The organism is Lelliottia sp. 489, from assembly GCF_050435885.1.
GTDB classification, from domain to species: Bacteria; Pseudomonadota; Gammaproteobacteria; order Enterobacterales; family Enterobacteriaceae; genus Enterobacter; species Enterobacter nimipressuralis.
In genome coordinates, this window is sequence record NZ_JBNDLC010000009.1 from 49,609 (window position 1) to 71,287 (window position 21,679).

Sequence of the window (21,679 nt, forward strand, 5' to 3'; positions counted from 1 at the left end):
TATGCCTTTCTATACTGAAGAAAAGCCCCGGTGTTGTGGGCAGGTCGTAAAGCAAACAGGGGGCAAGGGATGTTGCTAAAGAAAACTCATGGTCGTCAGCTATCCGCACTCAGTGTGTGCCTGACGTTAATATTCGCTCCACTGTTTAATGCCCAGGCTGATGAGCCTGAAGTGGTTCCTGTCGACAGTTCGGCGACGATGGGCGCACAGCCCACTTCGCTGCTGCAACCACTGGAACAATCTTCCGCGACCGCCATTATGGCAGGTATCAAAACGCTGCCTGCGGATGTGGATACGCAAGCCGTGCGCCAGCAGCTGCAATCAGGACTGCCGTCCGGCTACACGCCCGCCTACCTTAATCAGCTGACCTTACTGTATGCCGCGCGCGAGATGAAACCGATGTGGGACGATCGCGATGCGGTGCGCGCTTTCCAGCAGCAACTGGCAGAAGTGGCTATCGCCGGTTTCCAGCCGCAGTTTACCGCGTGGGTTGAGCTTTTGACTGACCCGACGGTGACGGGGATGGTGCGCGACGTGGTCCTTTCCGATGCCATGATGGGCTATCTGCAGTTTGTGGCGGGTATTCCGGTCAATGGCAATCGCTGGCTGTACAGCCAAAAACCCTACAAGCTGGCGACACCCGCACTCTCTGTGATCAACCAGTGGCAAGTGTCGCTGGATAAGGGCACGCTTGTGCGCTTTATTGCCAGTCTGGCACCGGCCCATCCGCAATACGCCACCATGCATCAGTCGTTGCTGCAACTGGTGGCGGATACGCGCCCGTGGCCGCAGCTGCGTGGCACCTCTACGCTGCGTCCAGGACAGTGGAGCAGTGATGTTCCTGCGCTGCGCGAAATTCTTCGCCGCTCTGGTGAGGCCGATGCAGGGCCGAAAATTGCGCTGCCGGGGGATGATCCGCAAAGCGTGGTGGTCAGCCCATCAGCGCCTGTACAGAAGAAAAAATCTGCCGTTCCGGCCGATAAGCCTGCTGCCTATGACCGCGAACTGGTTGCTGCAGTAAAAGCGTTCCAGACGGCTCAGGGCCTGGGAGCTGACGGGGTCATTGGACAGTCAACGCGCGACTGGCTGAATGTCTCACCGGCGCAGCGCGCAGGCGTGCTGGCCCTGAATATTCAGCGTTTACGCCTGCTTCCAGGAACCCTTTCCACCGGAATTATGGTGAACATACCGGCCTATTCGCTGGTTTATTACCAGAATGGCAGCGAAGTGCTGGCCTCCAGAGTCATTGTCGGACGACCGGATCGTAAAACGCCGATGATGAGCAGCGCGCTGAACAACGTGGTGGTGAATCCGCCGTGGAACGTCCCGCCGACGCTTGCGCGCAAAGATATTCTGCCGAAGTTGTGGAATGACCCGGGTTATCTCGAACGCCACGGTTATACGGTGATGCGCGGCTGGAACAGCAATCAGGCGATTGACCCGTATCAGGTCGACTGGTCGACGATTACGGCGACAAATCTGCCATTCCGTTTCCAGCAGGCTCCGGGTGAGCGGAACTCGCTTGGCCGCTATAAATTTAATATGCCAAGTTCCGATGCAATCTATCTGCACGACACGCCCAACCACAACCTGTTCCAAAAAGATACGCGCGCGCTCAGTTCTGGTTGTGTTCGCGTAAATAAGGCCTCCGAACTGGCGAATATGCTGTTGGGTGACGCAGGCTGGAACAACACGCGGATATCCGATGCGCTGAAAGAAGGGAATACGCGCTACGTGAATATTCGACAAAACATTCCGGTCAATCTTTACTATCTGACAGCCTTTGTTGGTGCTGATGGACGTACCCAATATCGTACAGATATTTACAATTACGATCTCACCGCGCGATCTGGCGCACAAATTTTGCCAAAAGCCGAACAATTAATCAGGTAAATGAAGTAGTTCGGGAAAAATGATTGTCGTAAGTTATGGTAGAGAAGGGGCTATATCGCTGTAAGCCCCGTATCTACTGGGGTTGGGTGCCTTGACGTTGGCTGTTCTGGCGGTTATGGTGCCCTTCGTGCGCTAAGCATATTTACGATAACATTGACCTGTAGACCTGATTATCATGGACAAATTTGACGCTAATCGCCGCAAGCTGCTGGCGTTAGGTGGTGTTGCGCTTGGCGCAGCGGCCATCTTACCGACGCCAGCATTTGCCACCCTCTCGACACCACGTCCGCGTATTTTAACGCTCAACAATCTTCACACTGGTGAGACGTTAAAAGCGGAGTTTTTCGATGGCAGAGGCTATATTCAGGATGAATTAGCAAGACTCAACCATTTTTTCCGTGATTACCGCGCGAATAAAATAAAAGCCATCGACCCAGGATTATTTGATCAGCTTTTCCGCCTCCAGGGCCTGCTCGGAACCCGCAAGCCGGTGCAACTCGTTTCCGGTTATCGCTCTATTGATACCAATAACGAACTGCGCGCCCATAGCCGTGGGGTAGCCAAAAAAAGCTATCACACCAAAGGACAGGCGATGGACTTTCATATTGAAGGCGTTTCATTAGCCAATATTCGCAAAGCTGCGTTATCTATGCGCGCAGGTGGTGTAGGATATTATCCACGTAGCAATTTTGTGCATATTGATACCGGGCCAACACGGCACTGGTAATAATGAAGGAGCAGTATGAACTATCGTATTATTCCGGTGACTGCGTTCGCCCAGAACTGTTCATTAATCTGGTGTGAACAAACCAAACTGGCCGCGCTTGTCGATCCCGGCGGAGATGCTGAGAAGATCAAGCTGGAAGTCGACGCGTCCGGCGTGACGCTGATGCAGATTTTGCTGACCCATGGCCACCTCGACCATGTGGGGGCTGCGGCAGAGCTGGCACAACATTACGGTGTGCCAGTCATTGGACCGGAAAAAGAAGATGAGTTCTGGCTGCAGGGCTTGCCTGCCCAAAGTCGTATGTTTGGTCTCGATGAGTGTCAGCCTCTGACGCCCGATCGCTGGCTGAATGAAGGCGAGAGCGTTAACGTCGGAAACGTGACGCTACAGGTGTTGCATTGCCCGGGCCACACGCCGGGGCACATCGTCTTCTTTGACGATCAATCGCGTTTGCTCGTCTCGGGTGACGTGATTTTCAAAGGCGGCGTAGGACGCAGCGACTTCCCGCGCGGCGACCACGGTCAGTTGATCCAGTCGATTAAACAGAAGTTATTGCCGTTGGGTGATGATGTGACGTTTATTCCAGGCCATGGCCCACTGTCGACGTTAGGATATGAGCGGGTGCACAACCCGTTCCTGCAGGATGAAATGCCTGTCTGGTAAATCCCATTAAAAAAGCCTGCTATAAGCAGGCTTTTTTGTGCGTAATGAATACTGATTTTACAGCACAGCGACAATCGCTTCGCACAGCGGTGCCATGTTGTCTGGCGTCATTCCCGCGACGTTCACACGTCCAGAAGCAACAGCATACACACCAAACTCTTCGCGCAGACGCAGAACTTGTTCTTTGGTCAGGCCGCTAAACGAGAACATACCGTTCTGTTTGATGATGAAGCTGAAGTCACGATCCGCCCCTTTCTCTGCCAGCGTGTTCACAAACAGCAGACGCATGCGCTGGATGCGTTGACGCATGTCGTTCAGCTCTTGTTCCCAGATGGCGCGCAGGGCGTCATTGCTGAGGATGGTCGCTACGACAGACGCACCGTGTGCCGGTGGGTTGGAGTAGTTAGCACGAATCACCGATTTCATCTGGCTGAACGCACGATCAACGGTTTGCTCATCGGCAGCCACCAGCGTACAGGCGCCTACACGCTCATTGTACAGACCAAAGTTCTTGGAATAGGAGCTGGCGACGATCAGTTCCTGATGAACAGCGGCAAAGGCGCGCAGGCCCTCTGCATCTTCTTCGAGACCGCGAGCAAAGCCCTGGTAGGCGAAGTCGAACAGCGGCAGCCAGCCTTTTTCTACAGACAGTTTTGCCAGCTGTTCCCACTGTTCCAGCGTCGGATCGATACCGGTTGGGTTGTGGCAGCAGCCATGGAACAGCACCACGTCACCCGCCTGTGCTTCGTTCAGGCTGGAGAGCAGGCCGTCAAAGTCGAGCGTATGGTTTGCCGCGTCATAATAAGCATATTCACGCACTTCCAGCCCCGCAGAGTTAAACACGCTCTTGTGGTTCGGCCAGCTTGGGTTGCTCACCCAAACGCGCTTCACAGCGGTGTTTTTCGCGAGGAAATCCGCCGCGACGCGTAATGCGCCGGTACCGCCAGGCGTCTGGGCTGTGCGGGCACGCTTATCGCTAACAATCGTGCTGCCTTTTCCAAACAGCAGCTCCTGAGTGCAGCGACCAAATTCCGGGATACCGTCGATACCGAGGTAGTTTTTGGTGTTTTCGTTTTCCAGCAGATACTGCTCAGCTTTTTTAACGCTGGTCAGGACCGGAGTCTTGCCGGTTTCATCTTTATAGACACCAATACCCAGGTTGATTTTTCCAGGGCGGTCATCGGCACGAAACAGATCGGCCAGGCCCAGAATAGGGTCGGCAGGGGCGGCGGTAATGTTCTCAAACATGACGAGGTTCCATTGTGATTACAGAAGTGAAATCCGCTATCAGGTTAACGGTAGATTTACAAAATGCCAACCGTTTGCGACGAAAAGCGTGCGCCTTTTCAAAAGTCGCTACTTTTTGCTTTCAGCCATAAAAAAAACAGGACCGAAGTCCTGTTTTTAAGGCATTTAGCAGAGAGGGCTGCTTATTAGAACTGGTAAACGATACCAACACCAGCCTGGTCGTCGGTAGACAGACTCACAGCACGGGTGTAGCTGTTATCGTCCAGCAGGTTGAAGCGGTAAGCCGCGTATACGTTCATGTTCTTGTTGAAGTAATACCAGGTACCCAGCTCAATATATTTAACCAGGTCAGCGTCGCCACCAGCGAAGCCGTTACGGTCGCTCAGGTTTTTACCTTTAGACTGTACGTAGCCCAGGGATGGACGCAGGCCGAAGTCGAACTGATACTGTACTACTGCTTCAATGTTCTGAGTTTTGTTTGCGAATTCGTCGTCGTTTTCGCGGGTCATGTTACGGGATTCGCCGTACATAACAGATGCGTACAGGTTGTTCGCATCGTATTTAACAGAAGTTGCCCAACCTTCAGCGCGTTTACCTTTGCCGTCAGCAGACTGATCAGAAGAACGGTCAGAGTTGGTGTACGCTGCAGTTACGTTGAAGCCTTCAGCGAAGTCATAACCCAGAGAGTAGCTGCCGCCGTCGCCGTTCTGACGAGCTGGGGTGTGACCAGATTCGTTTTTACCCTGGTATTGCAGACCCAGGTTCAGACCGTCAACCAGACCGAAGAAGTTGGAGTTACGGTAAGTTGCCAGACCGGTGCTACGGCCAGTCATGAAGTTGTCTGTTGCTGCCAGGGAGTCGCCACCCCAGATAACGAACATATCGGTAGATGCCAGTGCATCGTAGAACGCACCGTAGTTACGGCCGTAATCGAATGAACCGTAGTCGCCGCCTTTCAGACCAGCGAATGCCAAACGGGTTTTAGTACCCTGAGCGCCTTCCTGTGCGGAAGCATCCATGTTGTATTCCCACTGGCCGTAACCGGTCAGCTGGTCATTAACCTGGGTTTCACCTTTGAAGCCGATACGGGCATAGGTGGTGTCATTGTTGTTAGAGTCACCGTTGGTAGTCCACTGGTGTTCACCTACAGCCTTACCGTAGAAGTCCAGTTTGTTGCCGTTTTTGTTATAGATTTCTGCAGCGTTTGCTGCACCGGCTACCAGCAGGGCAGGGATAACCACTGCCAGGATATTGCGCTTCATCATTATTTATTACCCTCATTGGTTTTTTTATGACACTCGCCACTGCCCACAATAAATTCTGTCAATAAATATTTCCGGAACTATTGATGAGAGTTTGGTGTCTTTATGTATCTGACAGGCATCTTTCCATTCATATAACCGTTTCGCTAGCCTGAAAGTGCTACAAAGATAAAGATTGAGTAACAAAAAGAAATTATGTGTAACTAAATGTGTATTATTCGGAACTTTGTGAAGCACCTCAAATTTCGGAACTGATTGCTGAATAAAAACACTAACCCATTCCTATATATATGAATTGCTTATATTTAATTTTGATAAAGGCTTTTCGTATCAACAGAAGTTAAACAATCCACTTTTTCTTATTGTATACATTAGCCATCCAGAGGGCTGTGTAAGTGAGTATTTTTTGTGCTAAAGCACGCAAAGGCAATAAGGCGCAATAAGAATGTGGTTTATTTTTTGTTCGTAGATATTTCATGGAAATAAAACGTAACAGGTGGAATATTTGGCGGGGTTGCACTTTGAAGATATTGACTTTCAACTGACATAAACTGACAGTGCAGAATAAAATAACGGCCAGCAGTTGCTGGCCGTTATTAATTGTGAGGATTAGAAACTGGCGTTACGCGGAGTACGTGGGAATGGAATCACGTCACGCACGTTCTGAACGCCGGTGACATATGCAATCAGACGTTCAAAGCCCAGACCGAAGCCTGAGTGCGGCACGGTGCCATAACGGCGCAGGTCGCGATACCAGCTGTAATCCGCTGGATTAAGACCCATCTCTTCCATGCGCGCGTCCAGTACGTCCAGACGCTCTTCACGCTGAGAGCCACCGATGATTTCACCGATGCCCGGCGCCAGCACATCCATCGCTGCCACGGTCTTACCGTCTTCATTAAGGCGCATGTAGAAGGCCTTAATGTCTTTCGGATAGTTTTTCACGACCACCGGTGCTTTGAAGTGTTTCTCAGCCAGGTAGCGTTCGTGTTCAGAAGATAAATCCACGCCCCAGTAAACCGGGTTCTCGAATTTCTCACCGCATTTTTCCAGGATCGCTACCGCGTCGGTGTAATCGACCTGCGCGAAGTCCGCAGAGACGAAACGCTCCAGACGGGCAACCGCATCGCTGTCGACACGCTCTGCGAAGAATTTCATGTCGTCTGCGCGCTCTTCCAGAACCGCTTTGAAGACATACTTCAGCATCGCTTCAGCCAGAGCCGCCGCGTCATTCAGATCGGCAAACGCCACTTCTGGCTCCAGCATCCAGAACTCTGCCAGGTGGCGGCTGGTGTTGGAGTTTTCAGCACGGAAGGTTGGGCCGAAGGTGTAGATTTTTGACAGGGCACAGGCGTAAGTTTCGCCGTTAAGCTGGCCGGATACGGTCAGGAACGCCTCTTTACCGAAGAAGTCCTGGTCGAAGTCCACTTTGCCTTCTGGTGTGCGCGGCAGATTTTCCAGATCCAGCGTAGAAACGCGGAACATTTCGCCCGCACCTTCGGTATCGGACGCGGTGATCAGCGGCGTGGAGACCCAGAAGTAACCCTGCTCGTCGAAGAAGCGGTGCAGCGCTTGCGCCAGCGTGTGACGAACGCGTGCGACGGCACCAATCATGTTGGTACGCGGGCGCAGGTGAGCCACTTCACGCAGATATTCGATGCTGTGGCGTTTTGCCGCCATTGGATAGGTGTCTGGATCTTCAACCCAGCCGGTCACTTCAACAGACGTCGCCTGGATTTCGAAGCTCTGACCCTGGCCTGGAGACGCAACCACGACACCCGTCACGATAACGGAACAGCCGGTGGTCAGGCGCAGAACTTCGTCATTGTAATTGGGCAGAGAATTATTAATAACGGCCTGTACAGGATCAAAGCAGGAACCGTCATAGACGGCAAGGAAGGAGATGCCAGCTTTAGAATCTCGGCGAGTACGCACCCATCCGCGCACGGTGACTTCTTGGTCAACGGCGACGCGGCCCTGGAGTACGTCGGCTACAGGCACAACGCTCATAATATTCTCTCTGTTAATAGTCGGAAAAAATAGACACTTGTTCACCCTTATAGGGGGATATCTATGTTACCTGGCATCCGCCATCAGACAAGCAGATTTCGCAGAGAAAAGAGAGAAATTAGTAAAAATTTGGACGGGGGGCCGATAAGCCCCCCTGAAGAGGATTAACTGGCTTTCTTAATCTGTGGCAGATCGAAGGCTTTACGCAGTGCGCGCACGAACGCTTTATCGTGGCAGATGGTTTTACCCGGGCTGTCAGAAAGCTTGGCGACCGGCTTGCCGTTACATTCCACCAGTTTGATAACGATATTCAGCGGTTTTACCTGGGGAATATCGCACGTCAGGCGGGTACCGATGCCAAAACTGAGGTTAACCCTAGAGGAGAACTGGCGGTAAAGATCGACCGCTTTTGTCAGATCCAGATTGTCGGAGAAGACCAGCACTTTGGTGAGCGGGTCGATGCCGAGCTTCTGATAATGGGCGATTGCTTTCTCACCCCATTCAACCGGATCCCCGGAGTCATGGCGCAGACCCTGATAGCGATTGGCAAATTCCGGGCCGAAATCGCGCAGGAATGCATCCATGGTAATACAGTCGGTGAGGGCAATACCCAGCTGATCCGGATACTCATCAAGCCATGCGGCGAGCGCCGCGCGCTGGCTGGTGGCAAGATCGGGGCTTATCTGCTGATGAGCCTGGAACCACTCGTGAGCCTGTGTACCCATCGGCGTTAGATTACGGCGACGCGCCAAATCATAGTTGCTGGTTCCGACAAACCACGGCTCTTGCTGCAGACGTTCCACAATCGCCTGCTGCACTTCGCGGGAGAAACGACGGCGCGTGCCGAAATCCATCAGTCGGAAACGAGACATATCAATCGATTCCGTCATCTGGTGGAAATCAACCAGCTTGCTTTCCAGCGTCGCCAGCGCCTGTTCAACGCTCGCTTCGGGAGAACGGTAGCGGTGCACAATCTCGCTAATCACCGCCAGCAGCGGCACTTCCCACATGATCACTTCACGCCACGGGCCGGCGAGGCGAATGTGCAGCCTGCCATTATTGTTGGTGACGGTAACCTGTTCGGGGTTGTAGCGGAAATCGCGCAGCCAGTTGAGATAATCGGCTTTGAAGAAGGGGAGACCAGAGAGCCACTGGTATTCGTCGTCCTGAAGAGTCAGATGCTGCATGGCATCGACCTGTTCACGGATGGTATCAGCGTAAATACCGAGCAGGTCATCACCGCGGCAGCGAAATTCAGCCGCTACCTCTACATCATAGTAATGGTGAAAAACGGCTTGCTGCATATGCAGTTTATACGCATCGGTATCCAGCAGTGTATGCAGAACAGGGGAAGCGAATTGAGTCATAGGTGCGCAGTAGCATCCTCTCACGGGAGCGTTTAGTACAATAAACAACTATTGAAACCGCTGGAGTATACCTTGTTTAGCGATTTATTGAACCCCGATCACAACATAAGCTGCCGTTATGGTCGAGGGCATTTCGTGCCCCGTGTTATACAAATGTAGCAAAAATGGTTTTTCCGCCTGAAAAGATGAACATTCTGCGTAGCGCGTTTTACACAACAGGAATAGACTGGATTCGTTATTCGACAAACGATGCATAAGGTTTTCTATGACACAACAGCCACAAGCCAAATACCGCCACGACTACCGTGCGCCGGAATACCTGATTAGCGATATCGATCTGACTTTTGACCTGGATGCCACCAAAACCGTTGTCACGGCCGTAAGCCAGGTCACACGCCAAAGTGCGACGGCTGTTCCGCTGCGTCTCGATGGCGAAGACCTGACGCTGGTCTCAGTCCACGTGAACGACGAAGCCTGGTCTGACTATAAAGAAGAAGAGAACCAGCTGGTCATCAACAATCTGCCAGAGCGTTTCTCCCTGCGCATCGTGACTGAAATCAGCCCGGCGTCCAATACGGCGCTGGAAGGCCTGTATCAGTCAGGCGTGGCGCTTTGCACCCAGTGCGAAGCCGAAGGTTTCCGCCATATTACCTGGTATCTGGACCGCCCGGACGTTCTGGCGCGTTTCACCACCAAAATCATTGCCGATAAAAAGCGTTATCCGTATCTGCTTTCCAACGGTAACCGTGTGGGGCAGGGCGAGCTGGAAAATGGCCGTCACTGGACACAGTGGCAGGATCCGTTCCCGAAACCATGCTACCTGTTTGCCCTTGTCGCGGGTGATTTCGACGTGCTGCGCGATACCTTCAAAACCCGTTCCGGTCGTGACGTCGCGCTGGAGCTGTTTGTCGATCGTGGCAACCTCGACCGCGCGCCGTGGGCGATGACGTCCCTGATTAACTCTATGAAGTGGGACGAAGAGCGTTTCGGCCTGGAGTACGATCTCGACATCTATATGATCGTCGCCGTCGACTTCTTTAATATGGGCGCGATGGAGAACAAAGGCCTGAACGTCTTTAACTCCAAATACGTGCTGGCCCGTACCGACACCGCCACCGATAAAGATTACCTCGATATCGAACGCGTGATTGGTCACGAGTATTTCCACAACTGGACCGGGAACCGCGTCACCTGCCGCGACTGGTTCCAGCTGAGCCTGAAAGAGGGCCTGACCGTGTTCCGCGATCAGGAGTTTAGCTCCGATCTGGGATCACGCGCCGTCAACCGCATCAGCAATGTGCGCACCATGCGCGGCCTGCAGTTTGCCGAAGACGCCAGCCCAATGGCGCACCCGATTCGTCCTGACAAAGTGATTGAGATGAACAACTTCTACACCCTGACGGTGTACGAGAAAGGTTCTGAAATCATTCGTATGATCCACACCCTGCTCGGCGAAGAGAACTTCCAGAAAGGGATGCAGCTCTATTTCGAACGCCACGACGGCAGCGCGGCGACGTGCGACGATTTCGTGCAGGCGATGGAAGATGCGTCCAACGTTGACCTGTCGCATTTCCGCCGCTGGTACAGCCAGGCCGGTACGCCGATTGTCAGCGTTAAAGATGACTACAATCCGGAAACCGAGCAGTACACCCTGACCATCAGCCAGCGCACGCCGCCGACGGCTGAGCAGGAAGAGAAGCACCCGCTGCACATTCCGTTCAGCATCGAGCTGTACGATAACGAAGGCAACGTGATCCCGCTGCAGAAAGGCGGTCATCCGGTGCATCACGTGCTGAACGTAACCCAGGCGGAACAGACCTTTATCTTTGATAACGTCTACTTCCAGCCGGTTCCGGCGCTGCTGTGCGAATTCTCCGCACCGGTGAAACTGGAATATAAGTGGAGCGATCAGCAGCTCACCTTCCTGATGCGTCATGCGCGCAACGATTTCTCCCGCTGGGACGCGGCGCAGAGTCTGTTGGCGACCTACATCAAACTGAACGTGAATCGTCACCAACAGGGTCAGCCGTTGTCGCTCCCGGTTCATGTTGCCGATGCGTTCCGCGCTATTCTGCTGGATGAGAAAATCGATCCGGCGCTGGCCGCAGAGATCCTGACGCTGCCGTCCGCGAGCGAAATCGCCGAGCTATTCGAGATTATCGATCCCATCGCCATTACCGCCGTGCGTGAAGCCCTGACCCGCACGCTGGCGACCGAACTGGCCGATGAATTCCTGGCCATTTATAACGCCAACAAGCTCGACGAATACCGTGTGGAACACGCGGATATCGGCAAGCGTTCCCTGCGTAACACCTGTCTGCGCTATCTGGCATTTGGTGAAACGGAACTGGCGAACACGCTTGTCAGTAAGCAGTATCACGAAGCCGATAACATGACCGACGCATTAGCGGCCCTGGCGGCAAGCGTGGCGGCAGAGCTGCCGTGCCGTGATGCGCTGATGCAAGAGTACGATGATAAGTGGCATCAGGACGGCCTGGTGATGGATAAGTGGTTTATCCTGCAAGCCACCAGCCCGGCGGCGGATGTGCTGAGCAAGGTACGCAATCTGCTCAAACACCGCTCTTTCACCATGAGCAACCCGAACCGCGTGCGTTCCCTGATTGGCGCGTTTGCCAGCAGCAACCCGGCGGCCTTCCATGCGGAAGACGGCAGCGGTTATCAGTTTATGGTGGAAATGCTGACTGAGCTTAACAGCCGTAACCCGCAGGTGGCATCGCGTCTGATTGAGCCGCTGATCCGCCTGAAACGCTACGACGCAGCGCGTCAGGCGAAAATGCGTGCTGCCCTTGAGCAGTTAAAAGGGCTGGAAAATCTGTCGGGCGATCTGTTCGAGAAGATTACGAAGGCGCTGGCCTGACGTTAATGCCGGGTAGCACTGTTAAGTAAAAACAAAACGGCAACGCAAGTTGCCGTTTTTTATGGGTTTAACCGTTTCTTGTATAAGAGGCTTTCAGGCATTGCCTTCTTTATCCATGACGCCGGGCCTTCTCTTCTGTTGCCCCACGCTTCATCACTCTCTCCAGCACTTCTGCTTCCAGCTCTGCCAGTCTTACAGAACCGAGCCGTCGTGGACGGGGAATATCCACCGCCAGATCCAGGCCGATTTTGCCTTCTTCAATTAACAGCACCCGATCCGCCATCGCCACGGCCTCGCTCACATCATGCGTCACCAGCAGCACGGTAAAACCGTGTTCCTGCCACAGGGAGGCGATCAGATCCTGCATTTCGATGCGCGTCAGGGCATCAAGCGCCCCGAGCGGTTCGTCCAGCAGCAGCAGGCCTGGCCGGTGGATCAACGCGCGCGCCAGTGCCACACGCTGTTTTTGGCCGCCGGAGAGGGCAGCAGGCCACTCGTCCGCACGGTTTTCGAGGCCGACGGCGCGCAGCGCCTGACGTGCGTTATCCCGCCAGTTACCTTTCAGCCCCAGCCCCACGTTGTCGATAACCGTTTTCCACGGCAGCAGGCGCGCATCCTGAAACATCATGCGGGTATCGTCCTGAATATCCGCCAACGGCGTATTGCCCGCCAGCAATTCTCCGCCGTTCGGTGCCTCCAGCCCGGCAAGCAGCCGCAGCAGGGTGCTTTTGCCCCCGCCGCTGCGCCCGACAACCGCAATAAATTGTCCGGCAGGGACATGCAGATCCAGCGCGTTCAGGATAGTGTTATCGCCGTAGCGTTTGGTGACACCGTTAAGCAGCAGCGGTGTCCCCTGGGTTAAACGAGCCGTATTCATGCGTTTGCCTCCTTCGTGGAATAGGCCGGGTTCCAGCGCAGCCAGCTTCGCTCAAGCCACTGGGCGCTGACGTCGGCGAGTTTGCCGAGCAGGGCGTAAAGAATGATGGCCACCACCACCACGTCGGTTTGCAGAAATTCACGGGCGTTCATCGCCAGATAGCCGATCCCGGAGTTGGCCGAGATGGTCTCCGCCACAATCAGTGTCAGCCACATCAGACCGAGGGCGAAACGCACGCCGACCATAATCGATGGCAGCGCGCCCGGCAGGATCACATGGACAAACAGCGCAAAGCCGGACAATCCGTAACTGCGCGCCATCTCCACCAGCCCACGATCGATATTACGAATGCCGTGCCAGGTGTTGATGTAAATCGGGAACAGCGTGCCGAGGGCCACCAGGAAAATCTTGGCGCTCTCGTCGATGCCAAACCACAGAATTACCAGCGGGATTAACGCTAAATGCGGGACGTTACGCAGCATCTGAATTGACGTATCCAGCAAACGCTCGCCCCAGCGGGAGAGGCCACTGATAAGCCCCAGGGTCAGGCCAATCGAGCCGCCGATTGAAAAGCCTATTAGCGCACGCCAGGAGCTGATCGCCAGATGCTGCCACAGCTCACCGCTCGAACTGAGCGACCAGAACGCCTCCACCACGCCCTCCGGAGAGGGCAGAATACGGCTCGACAACCATCCCACGGACGAGGCGATTTGCCAGACAATCACAATGCCGACGGGCAGAAACCAGGGGGCCAGACGCAGCAGCCATTTTTGGGATGGATTTGCCATACGTACCTCGTTAGCTCTGCGCGACTTTTCGCGGGATAAACTCATTCGCTACGGCTTCGCCCTGGAGCTGGAGCGCGCGCGGCTGCGGAATTTCCGGGATGGCCACATCCAGATGCGGGAACAGCAGCTCGCCGACGTTGTATGCTTCTTCCAGATGCGGATAGCCAGACAAGATAAAGCTGTCGATACCCAGATCGGCATACTCGTTGATCCGCGCCGCGACCGTAGGGCCATCGCCCACCAGCGCCGTGCCTGCGCCGCCGCGAACCAGGCCTACACCCGCCCACAGATTCGGGCTGATTTCGAGATTGTCCTTGTTGCCTTTATGCAGGGAGGCCATTCGGTGCTGTCCTACGGAATCAGTCTTCGCAAAGGCTGCCTGCGCTTTAGCAATGGTGTCATCGTCCAGATGCGAAATCAGACGGTCGGCGGCCTGCCAGGCTTCGGCGTTCGTTTCTCGCACGATGACGTGCAGGCGAATGCCAAAGCGCACTTTGCGCCCATGCGCGGCGGCTTTGGCGCGCACCTGCTCAATTTTTTCTTTCACCAGCTCAGGCGGTTCGCCCCAGGTCAGATAGAGATCAACCTGTTCAGCAGCCAGATCCTGTGCGACATCTGACGATCCGCCAAAGTAGAGTGGGGGACGCGGCTGTTGCACCGGCGCAAACAGCAGTTTCGCATCGCGAACGTGGATATGTTTGCCCTCGTAGGTGACGGTTTCGCCCTCCAGCAGACGGCGCCAGACGCGGGTAAATTCCGCGGAAGCCTCGTAACGTTCCGTGTGATTGAGGAACACCCCGTCGGCGGCCAGCTCCTGCGGATCGCTGCCGGTCACCAGGTTAAACAGGGCGCGGCCATTGGAAAGGCGATCCAGCGTCGCGGCCTGACGGGCGGCAACGGTTGGGGAGACCACGCTCGGGCGCAGGGCCACCAGGAATTTCAGACGCTGCGTGACCGGTATCATCGAGGCGGCCACCAGCCATGCATCCTCGCAGGAGCGCCCTGTCGGGATCAGTACGCCGGTAAAACCGATTCTGTCGGCGGCCTGCGCGATTTGCTGCAGATAGCCGTAGTCCACCGGGCGCGCACCCTCTTCGGTGCCAAGATAATGCCCATCACCGTGGGTCGGTAAAAACCAGAACAGATTCAGACTCATGATTTCGATCCTTCTTTGTCAGAGGGTTGCCAGATACGGTCGCGAATATCGATTTTTTTCGGCACGAGACGGTTCTCGTAGAACAGATCTGCGGTTTGCTGCTGCAGGACAGCGGTTTTCGCGTCGACGGGTTTAATCACCGTCGTCGGGCGATGATCCAGATAGCTGGCGATCACCGGCTCCGGCAGGCCCATGGTTTTGGCGAGCAGGGCGATGCTTTCCTGACGCTGACTCTGAGTCAGCGCATCCGCCTCGCTAAAGGTCTGCAGTACACCCTGAACAAAGTCGCCGTTCTTTTCCGCATACGGACGTGCGGCAAGATAGAACGAACCGGTCTGCTTTAGCGTTTCGCCATCTTTCAGCACCCGAACGCCGCCCTGTAATAAGGCGGCAGAGTAGTACGGGTCCCAGATCGCCCAGGCATCAACATTATTTTGCTGGAACGCCGCGCGGGCATCCGCCGGGGTTAAGAAGACAGGCTGAATATCCTTGAACGTCAGACCCGCCTGTTGAAGGGCGCGCAAAAGCAGGTTGTGGGAGCTGGAACCTTTCTGGAAGGCGACTTTGTGGCCTTTCAGATCGGCGACGGTTTTGATCGGGCTGTTTTCAGGCACCAGAATCACTTCCGCTTTCGGCTTTGGCGGCTCGACGCCGACATAAACCAGATCCGCTCCGGCAGCTTGCGCAAAAATAGGGGGGATGTCGCCGGTACTGCCCAAATCAATACTGCCGACGTTCAGCGCCTCCAGCATCTGCGGCCCGGCCGGGAACTCGACCCATGAGAATTTTGTGTCCGGATAGCGCTTCTCCAGCAGCTGATGGCTTTTCGCCAGCACCATGCTGACGCTGCCTTTTTGATATCCGATACGCAGGCTTTCAGGCGCCGGTTCCGCCGCCTGCGCAAGCGCAGAAACAGCGAACAGGGCGGTCAGAAGATATTTAAACATGGGCGACTCCTTTCAGACGGCCAAAGGCGGGGGCTTGCACATCGCGGCGATGCAACGCCTGCCAGAAGGTTTCCAGCGCGCTATCAAGGCGCAGGTGCAGGTTCGGGGTGAACTGCGGTTTATGCTGGTAATCGATCACCTGAGAGTCATCGGCAAACACCCCGTGCAGGATCTCCTGGGCTTTGAGCGCATTCAGGACTGGCTTGAGGGCGTAATCCACCGCCAGCATGTGCGCAACGGTGCCGCCGGTCGCCAGAGGGAGAACCACTTTTCCCTCCAGCGCACGTTCAGGCAGAAGATCGAGCAGGGTTTTCAGCGCGCCTGAGAAAGAGGCTTTATAGATCGGTGTCGCCACGATCAGCCCGTCGGCTCCTTTGAGCTGTTCGATCAGCGCCTGTAATGCCGGGCTGTCGAAACGGGCATAGAGAAGGTCTTCCGGCTCAAAGTTTTGCAAGTTCCAGTGGCACACCTCGACGTTCAGCGAGTTGAGTTGTTCGCGGGCGTATTCCAGCAGGGCGCTGGAGCGAGAAGGGAAACGCGGACTTCCGGCCAACGTGATGACGCGCATGTTTGCTCCTTATAACTATTTGTTTGCTTTTATCTAACATTCATAACAATTTTCACGAGTGTGACATTGCACGGTTATTCCACTAAATGATTTATCTGAAATTAAAATGCCGAAAATTGCATAAGAAAGAGGCAGAAAGGAAAACGATTGCGCTTTACGATGATTTTTTGCCACAGGTCAATTCCCTTTCCTGGCGCGATCGCTGATAATCCGTGTCCGGTTTGCATACCGGAATCCAGGAGAGTTCATGTACTACCCCTTCGTTCGTAAAGCCCTTTTTCAGCTCGATCCAGAGCGCGCTCATGAATTGACATTCCAGCAGTTACGCCGCATTACAGGAACGCCTCTTGAGGCGCTGGTGCGCCAGAAAGTGCAGGAAAAACCTGTCCAGTGCATGGGCCTGACGTTTAAGAACCCACTGGGTCTGGCAGCAGGTCTCGACAAAAATGGTGAGTGCATTGACGCCCTTGGCGCGATGGGGTTTGGCTCCATCGAAGTGGGCACCGTGACGCCGCGCGCGCAGGATGGGAACGACAAGCCGCGCCTGTTCCGCCTGGTTGAAGCAGAAGGTTTGATCAACCGGATGGGCTTCAATAACCACGGTGTTGATCATCTGGTAGAGAACGTTAAAAAAGCCCATTTTGACGGTGTGCTGGGAATTAATATCGGCAAAAATAAAGATACGCCGGTTGAGCAGGGTAAAGATGACTATCTGATTTGTATGGAAAAAGTCTATGCCTATGCCGGTTATATCGCGATAAATATCTCTTCGCCAAATACCCCTGGCTTGCGTACGCTGCAATATGGTGAAGCGCTGGACGATCTGTTAAGTGCGATTAAAAATAAACAGAATGAACTCCAGGCGACCCATCATAAATATGTTCCGATCGCGGTTAAGATCGCCCCGGATCTTTCTGTCGAAGAATTGATCCAGGTTGCCGACAGTTTGGTTCGCCATAATATTGATGGTGTTATTGCCACCAATACTACGCTCGATCGCTCCCTCGTGCAGGGAATGAAAAACTGCGACGAAATGGGTGGCTTAAGTGGTCGTCCGGTACAATTAAAAAGCACCGAAATTATTCGTGCCTTGTCGGCGGAATTAAAAGGTCGCTTACCGATCATCGGCGTGGGCGGGATCGACTCAGTCATCGCGGCTCGCGAGAAGATGGCGGCAGGTGCCTCACTGGTGCAAATCTATTCCGGCTTTATTTTTAAAGGCCCACAATTGATTAAAGAAATCGTTAATCATATCTAATCTTTTCTCCATATCAGACAACCAGGGCTTTATTTCCAGCCCTGGTTGTTTTATATTCCGTCTTTGTTGCTTATTTAGACATTATGGTCTTTTATTATTGATGTTATAAACGAAGCGATAATTTGGACATTTTAAGAACAGGACGTTGTGGGGAAGGAGAGGAAAATGCGAATAAAACCTGACGATAACTGGCGCTGGTATTTTTGCGAAGAGCACGATCGAATGATGCTCGATTTAGCCAATGGTATGTTATTTCGCTCTCGTTTTGCTCGCCGAATGCTGACCCCGGATGCGTTTGCACCGTCAGGCTTTTGTGTTGACGATGCAGCCCTGTTTTTCTCTTTTGAAGAGAAATGTCGCGATCTTATTCTCTCTAAAGAGCAGCGCGCCGAACTGGTGCTGAATGCGCTGGTGGCGATTCGCTTCCTGAAACCGCAGATGCCAAAAAGCTGGCACTTTCTCGCTCATGGGCAAGCATGGTCGCCGGTCACCGGCGATGCGGCCTGCGTCAATCTCAGCGATACTTCGGAAGAGGTGAGTTTGCTGGTGGTTGAGCCGGGCGAAAACGCCGCGCTCTGTTTGCTGGCGCAACCCGGCGTGGTGATTGCCGGGCGCACAATGCAGCTGGGTGATGCGATTAAAGTGATGAACGACCGGCTTAAACCGCAACTGCGTATGGATTCCTTTAGCCTCGAACAGGCTGTTTAGCGCTCTAGCTGCAACGACGTTTTCGGAATGCAGCTACAGCACAGAATCGTACCATCTTCGCTTACGGCTGATTTCTTCAGCGCCGTCACTTCGCCATCGACCAGAGTGATGCGACAGCTTCCACAGATCCCTGCACGACACGAATAGGGCACGCGGATCCCCGCTTGTTCCAGCTGTTCAAGCAATACCTGCTGATTATTCCCCGGTAAGGTTTGCCCCTCCCACTGAAGCGTCACCTTTGTGACAGGCTGTGTTTCGGCTTCAATCTCTTCTTCTTCCGGCCCTGGGCCGTAAACTCGGGCAGGACCCGTTGCGAGGATCTCAATCTCGTCGCCGACGCGAATCACGCCGCTGGAGCGTGGGATCAGGTTCTGACCAAAATCGACATCGCCGTTATCCTGTGCGGTGCGGAAAGATTGCAAAGTTTTCAGCGGCTCGCCGGAAGGGTGTTTTTGCCCTTTTTCCGGGCTGATGGTGGTGAAAATACAGCGGCTGCACGGCTTCACCACATCAAAGATCACGCTGCCGATACGGATCACTTTCCAGGTATCTTCTTCCCAGGCCTGTGCGCCCGTCACGACCAGATTCGGGCGGAACTGCTCCATTTGCACGCTGGCGGAACAGCGGTTTTGCAGATCGCGCAGGGAGGCGTCATTCGTCAGCAGATAGGGAAAACCGTCGGCAAAGGAGAGGGGAACTGCTTCAAAACGCTTCACGCGGCGCGTAAGCTCCGGGCCGACCCAGCGCAGCTGCACCGCGCGGGAGAAGAAACCGCTCAGCCAGGTGTTAATCTCATCCGGGGCGATGCGGGCGGTGAAATGGTTACCCCACACTTCTGTCGGGGCATCAACGGGGGCAAAGTCAGTAAAGCGTGCAATCACGCTTGAGCCATCCGGCGCCGTCAAATGCAGGCCGTCGTGCAGCGGAGCCGGGATAAAACGCACCATCTGCGGGAACTGGCGGGCGGTGATGAAGGTGCCGTCCGGTTCGGTAATCATAAATATGCGATCGAAGGCAAAGCCGCTGACGTCAGCAAGCGCGTGGGTCAGGCCAATACCACGCATGGATTTGACCGGATGAATAAAAAGCCTGGATAACGTCGCCACTGTTCACGCCCTCGAACGATTTGAAAATAAGCCTTCAACTTTATGACATAGAGCGCATATTAGCTATAATGCGCAGCAATTTTCTACGAGTAATAAGTGACGATATGAATTCTCTGTTTGCCAGTACGGCCCGTGGGCTGGAAGAGCTGTTAAAAACTGAACTGGAAAGCCTTGGCGCGCTTGAGTGTCAGGTGGTTCAGGGTGGTGTCCACTTTGAGGGCGACACACGGCTTATTTACCAGAGCCTGATGTGGAGTCGCCTGGCGTCGCGCATCATGTTGCCGCTGGGTGCCTGCAAGGTCTACAGCGACCTTGATCTGTATCTCGGTGTGCAAGCGATCGACTGGACAGAGATTTTCGCCCCGGGTGCGACCTTTGCCGTGCACTTCAGCGGGCTGAACGACGAAATCCGTAATAGCCAGTACGGTGCGCTGAAAGTGAAAGACGCCATCGTCGACAGCTTCACGCGTAAAAATCTTGAGCGCCCGAACGTCGATCGTGAAAATCCCGATCTGCGTATCAACGTGTGGCTCAATAAAGAGACCGCCAATATTTCTCTGGATCTCTGCGGCGAAGGCCTGCACCAGCGAGGTTACCGCGATCGCGCCGGTATTGCGCCGATCAAAGAAAACCTGGCTGCGGCCATTGTGATGCGCTCTGGCTGGCTGCCGGGCACGCCGATGATCGACCCAATGTGCGGTTCCGGCACCTTGCTGATTGAAGCGGCAATGCTGGCCACCGACCGCGCGCCAGGATTGCATCGCGGGCAGTGGGGCTTTAGCGGCTGGGCACAGCATGACGACGCCATCTGGAAAGAGGTCAAAGCCGAAGCACAGGTCCGTGCACGTAAAGGCCTGGCTGATTACACTTCCCGTTTCTACGGCTCGGACAGCGACGCTCGCGTAATTGAACGCGCGCGCAGCAACGCCCGCCGCGCCGGTATCGGCGAACTGATCGACTTCGAGGTGAAAGACGTCTCCCAGTTAACCAACCCGCTGCCGAAAGGCCCTTACGGTACGGTGATCAGTAACCCGCCGTACGGCGAACGTCTCGATAGCGAACCGGCACTGATTGCGCTGCACAGCCTGCTGGGTCGCACCATGAAAGATTATTTCGGCGGCTGGAATCTGTCGCTGTTTAGCGGTTCTCCTGAGCTGCTAAGCTGCCTCCAGCTCCGCGCCGAGCGTCAGTTCAAAGCTAAAAACGGCCCGCTGGACTGCGTACAGAAAAACTACCATCTGACCGAGAAAGATGGCGACAGCAAGCCATCAACGGTGGCAGAAGACTACGCTAACCGTCTGCGTAAGAATCTGAAGAAATTCGAAAAATGGGCGAAACAGGAAGGCATTGAATGCTATCGCATTTACGATGCCGATCTGCCGGAATATAACGTTGCGGTAGACCGTTATGCGGACTGGGTCGTGGTGCAGGAATACGCTGCGCCGAAAACCATTGATGCCCAAAAAGCGCGCCAGCGTTTGCTGGACATCATCGCGGCGACAATTGGCGTGATGGGCATTGCGCCGAACAAACTGATCCTGAAGACCCGTGAGCGTCAGAAAGGGACCAATCAGTATCAGAAAATGGGCGATAAGGGCGACTTTATCGAGGTGGGCGAATACAATGCGCGCCTGTGGGTGAACCTGACAGACTATCTCGACACCGGTCTGTTCCTCGATCACCGTATCGCGCGTCGTATGCTGGGCCAGATGAGCAAAGGGAAAGACTTCCTGAACCTGTTCGCTTATACCGGCAGTGCCAGCGTTCATGCGGGCCTGGGCGGTGCGCGTAGCACCACCACGGTGGATATGTCGCGTACCTATCTGGAGTGGGCGGAGCGCAACCTGCGTCTTAACGGCCTGACCGGTCGTCAGCATCGTCTGCTGCAGGCCGATGTACTGGGCTGGCTGCGCGATACGGACGAACAGTTCGATCTGATCTTCATCGATCCGCCGACCTTCTCCAACTCCAAGCGTATGGAAGACACCTTCGACGTTCAGCGCGATCACCTGCGTCTGATGACCGACCTGAAACGTCTGCTGCGTAAAGGCGGCACCATTATGTTCTCGAACAACAAACGCGGCTTCCGCATGGACAATGACGGGCTGGAAAAACTGGGGCTGAAAGCACAAGAAATCAGTCAAAAAACGCTGTCTCAGGACTTCGCCCGTAACCGTCAAATTCACAACTGCTGGTTGATTACCGCAGTCTGAAAGGAAATTT

The 21,679-nt window shown here is 54.4% G+C and carries 17 protein-coding genes; 7 read left to right on the forward strand and 10 right to left on the reverse strand.

Annotation, left to right across the window (positions count from 1 at the left end; translation table 11 throughout):
* Window positions 1-69: 69 nt before the first annotated feature.
* The 3 genes from ldtD to ABIE11_RS20165 all read left to right on the forward strand — a co-directional run bounded on the left by ldtD (window position 70) and on the right by ABIE11_RS20165 (window position 3,283).
* Complete coding sequence (gene ldtD / locus ABIE11_RS20155) at window positions 70-1,893, forward strand: L,D-transpeptidase (protein WP_429185236.1); 1,824 nt, start codon at window positions 70-72, stop codon at window positions 1,891-1,893.
* Between the two features lie 175 nt (window positions 1,894-2,068).
* Window positions 2,069-2,620, forward strand: a complete 552-nt coding sequence (locus ABIE11_RS20160; RefSeq protein WP_181827572.1) for a YcbK family protein — start codon at window positions 2,069-2,071, stop codon at window positions 2,618-2,620.
* 15 nt (window positions 2,621-2,635) lie between these two features.
* Entirely contained in the window at window positions 2,636-3,283 is a 648-nt protein-coding gene (locus tag ABIE11_RS20165; protein WP_429185237.1) for an MBL fold metallo-hydrolase, read from the forward strand.
* 57 nt (window positions 3,284-3,340) lie between these two features.
* Here the strand turns inward: ABIE11_RS20165 and ABIE11_RS20170 are convergent, their stop codons facing one another.
* The 4 genes from ABIE11_RS20170 to pncB form a co-directional block, all read right to left on the reverse strand.
* Window positions 3,341-4,531, reverse strand: coding sequence for an amino acid aminotransferase (locus tag ABIE11_RS20170; protein ID WP_100776982.1), 1,191 nt, complete (start codon window positions 4,529-4,531; stop codon window positions 3,341-3,343).
* A 185-nt stretch (window positions 4,532-4,716) separates the two neighbouring features.
* Window positions 4,717-5,796: a porin gene (locus ABIE11_RS20175; protein WP_100776981.1), complete on the reverse strand. Its 1,080-nt coding sequence runs from the start codon at window positions 5,794-5,796 to the stop codon at window positions 4,717-4,719.
* 606 nt (window positions 5,797-6,402) lie between these two features.
* Window positions 6,403-7,803 (reverse strand): asparagine--tRNA ligase, encoded by a 1,401-nt coding sequence (gene asnS / locus ABIE11_RS20180; RefSeq protein ID WP_100776978.1) that lies wholly within the window; start codon window positions 7,801-7,803, stop codon window positions 6,403-6,405.
* A gap of 164 nt (window positions 7,804-7,967) precedes the next feature.
* Window positions 7,968-9,170, reverse strand: coding sequence for a nicotinate phosphoribosyltransferase (pncB, locus tag ABIE11_RS20185; RefSeq protein ID WP_102105764.1), 1,203 nt, complete (start codon window positions 9,168-9,170; stop codon window positions 7,968-7,970).
* Window positions 9,171-9,435: 265 nt separating this feature from the next.
* Between pncB and pepN the strand changes: the two genes are divergently transcribed.
* Window positions 9,436-12,048 carry an aminopeptidase N gene (gene pepN / locus ABIE11_RS20190; RefSeq protein ID WP_102105765.1) on the forward strand — a complete coding sequence of 871 codons (2,613 nt, stop codon included), beginning with the start codon at window positions 9,436-9,438 and terminating at the stop codon, window positions 12,046-12,048.
* A 109-nt stretch (window positions 12,049-12,157) separates the two neighbouring features.
* Here pepN and ssuB read toward each other — a convergent pair whose 3' ends face one another.
* The 5 genes from ssuB to ssuE are packed head-to-tail and all read right to left on the reverse strand — an operon-like array spanning window position 12,158 to window position 16,384.
* Entirely contained in the window at window positions 12,158-12,925 is a 768-nt protein-coding gene (ssuB, locus tag ABIE11_RS20195) for an aliphatic sulfonates ABC transporter ATP-binding protein (RefSeq protein ID WP_429185238.1), read from the reverse strand.
* Entirely contained in the window at window positions 12,922-13,713 is a 792-nt protein-coding gene (gene ssuC, locus ABIE11_RS20200; RefSeq protein ID WP_100780699.1) for an aliphatic sulfonate ABC transporter permease SsuC, read from the reverse strand. Before ssuC ends, ssuB begins: the two co-directional genes overlap by 4 nt.
* A gap of 10 nt (window positions 13,714-13,723) precedes the next feature.
* The gene (gene ssuD / locus ABIE11_RS20205) at window positions 13,724-14,869 is read right to left on the reverse strand and encodes an FMNH2-dependent alkanesulfonate monooxygenase (protein WP_429185240.1); all 1,146 of its coding nucleotides are present in this window, start codon (window positions 14,867-14,869) and stop codon (window positions 13,724-13,726) included.
* A complete protein-coding gene (locus tag ABIE11_RS20210; protein WP_429185241.1) occupies window positions 14,866-15,816 on the reverse strand; it encodes a sulfonate ABC transporter substrate-binding protein in 951 nt (316 codons plus the stop codon). Before ABIE11_RS20210 ends, ssuD begins: the two co-directional genes overlap by 4 nt.
* Entirely contained in the window at window positions 15,809-16,384 is a 576-nt protein-coding gene (ssuE, locus tag ABIE11_RS20215) for an NADPH-dependent FMN reductase (protein WP_100780696.1), read from the reverse strand. The genes ABIE11_RS20210 and ssuE overlap by 8 nt, the downstream gene beginning before the upstream one ends.
* Window positions 16,385-16,631: 247 nt before the next feature.
* Here ssuE and pyrD point away from each other — a divergent pair, with 247 nt between their 5' ends.
* Window positions 16,632-17,642 (forward strand): quinone-dependent dihydroorotate dehydrogenase, encoded by a 1,011-nt coding sequence (gene pyrD / locus ABIE11_RS20220; protein ID WP_107703924.1) that lies wholly within the window; start codon window positions 16,632-16,634, stop codon window positions 17,640-17,642.
* Between the two features lie 165 nt (window positions 17,643-17,807).
* On the forward strand, window positions 17,808-18,350 hold the full coding sequence (zapC, locus tag ABIE11_RS20225) for a cell division protein ZapC (RefSeq protein ID WP_100780694.1): 543 nt from the start codon (window positions 17,808-17,810) through the stop codon (window positions 18,348-18,350).
* Here the strand turns inward: zapC and ABIE11_RS20230 are convergent.
* Window positions 18,347-19,456 carry a YcbX family protein gene (locus ABIE11_RS20230; RefSeq protein WP_429185242.1) on the reverse strand — a complete coding sequence of 370 codons (1,110 nt, stop codon included), beginning with the start codon at window positions 19,454-19,456 and terminating at the stop codon, window positions 18,347-18,349. The genes zapC and ABIE11_RS20230 overlap by 4 nt on opposite strands.
* Before the next feature lie 104 nt (window positions 19,457-19,560).
* Between ABIE11_RS20230 and rlmKL the strand changes: the two genes are divergently transcribed.
* Window positions 19,561-21,669: a bifunctional 23S rRNA (guanine(2069)-N(7))-methyltransferase RlmK/23S rRNA (guanine(2445)-N(2))-methyltransferase RlmL gene (rlmKL, locus tag ABIE11_RS20235; RefSeq protein WP_102105594.1), complete on the forward strand. Its 2,109-nt coding sequence runs from the start codon at window positions 19,561-19,563 to the stop codon at window positions 21,667-21,669.
* Window positions 21,670-21,679: the final 10 nt, after the last annotated feature.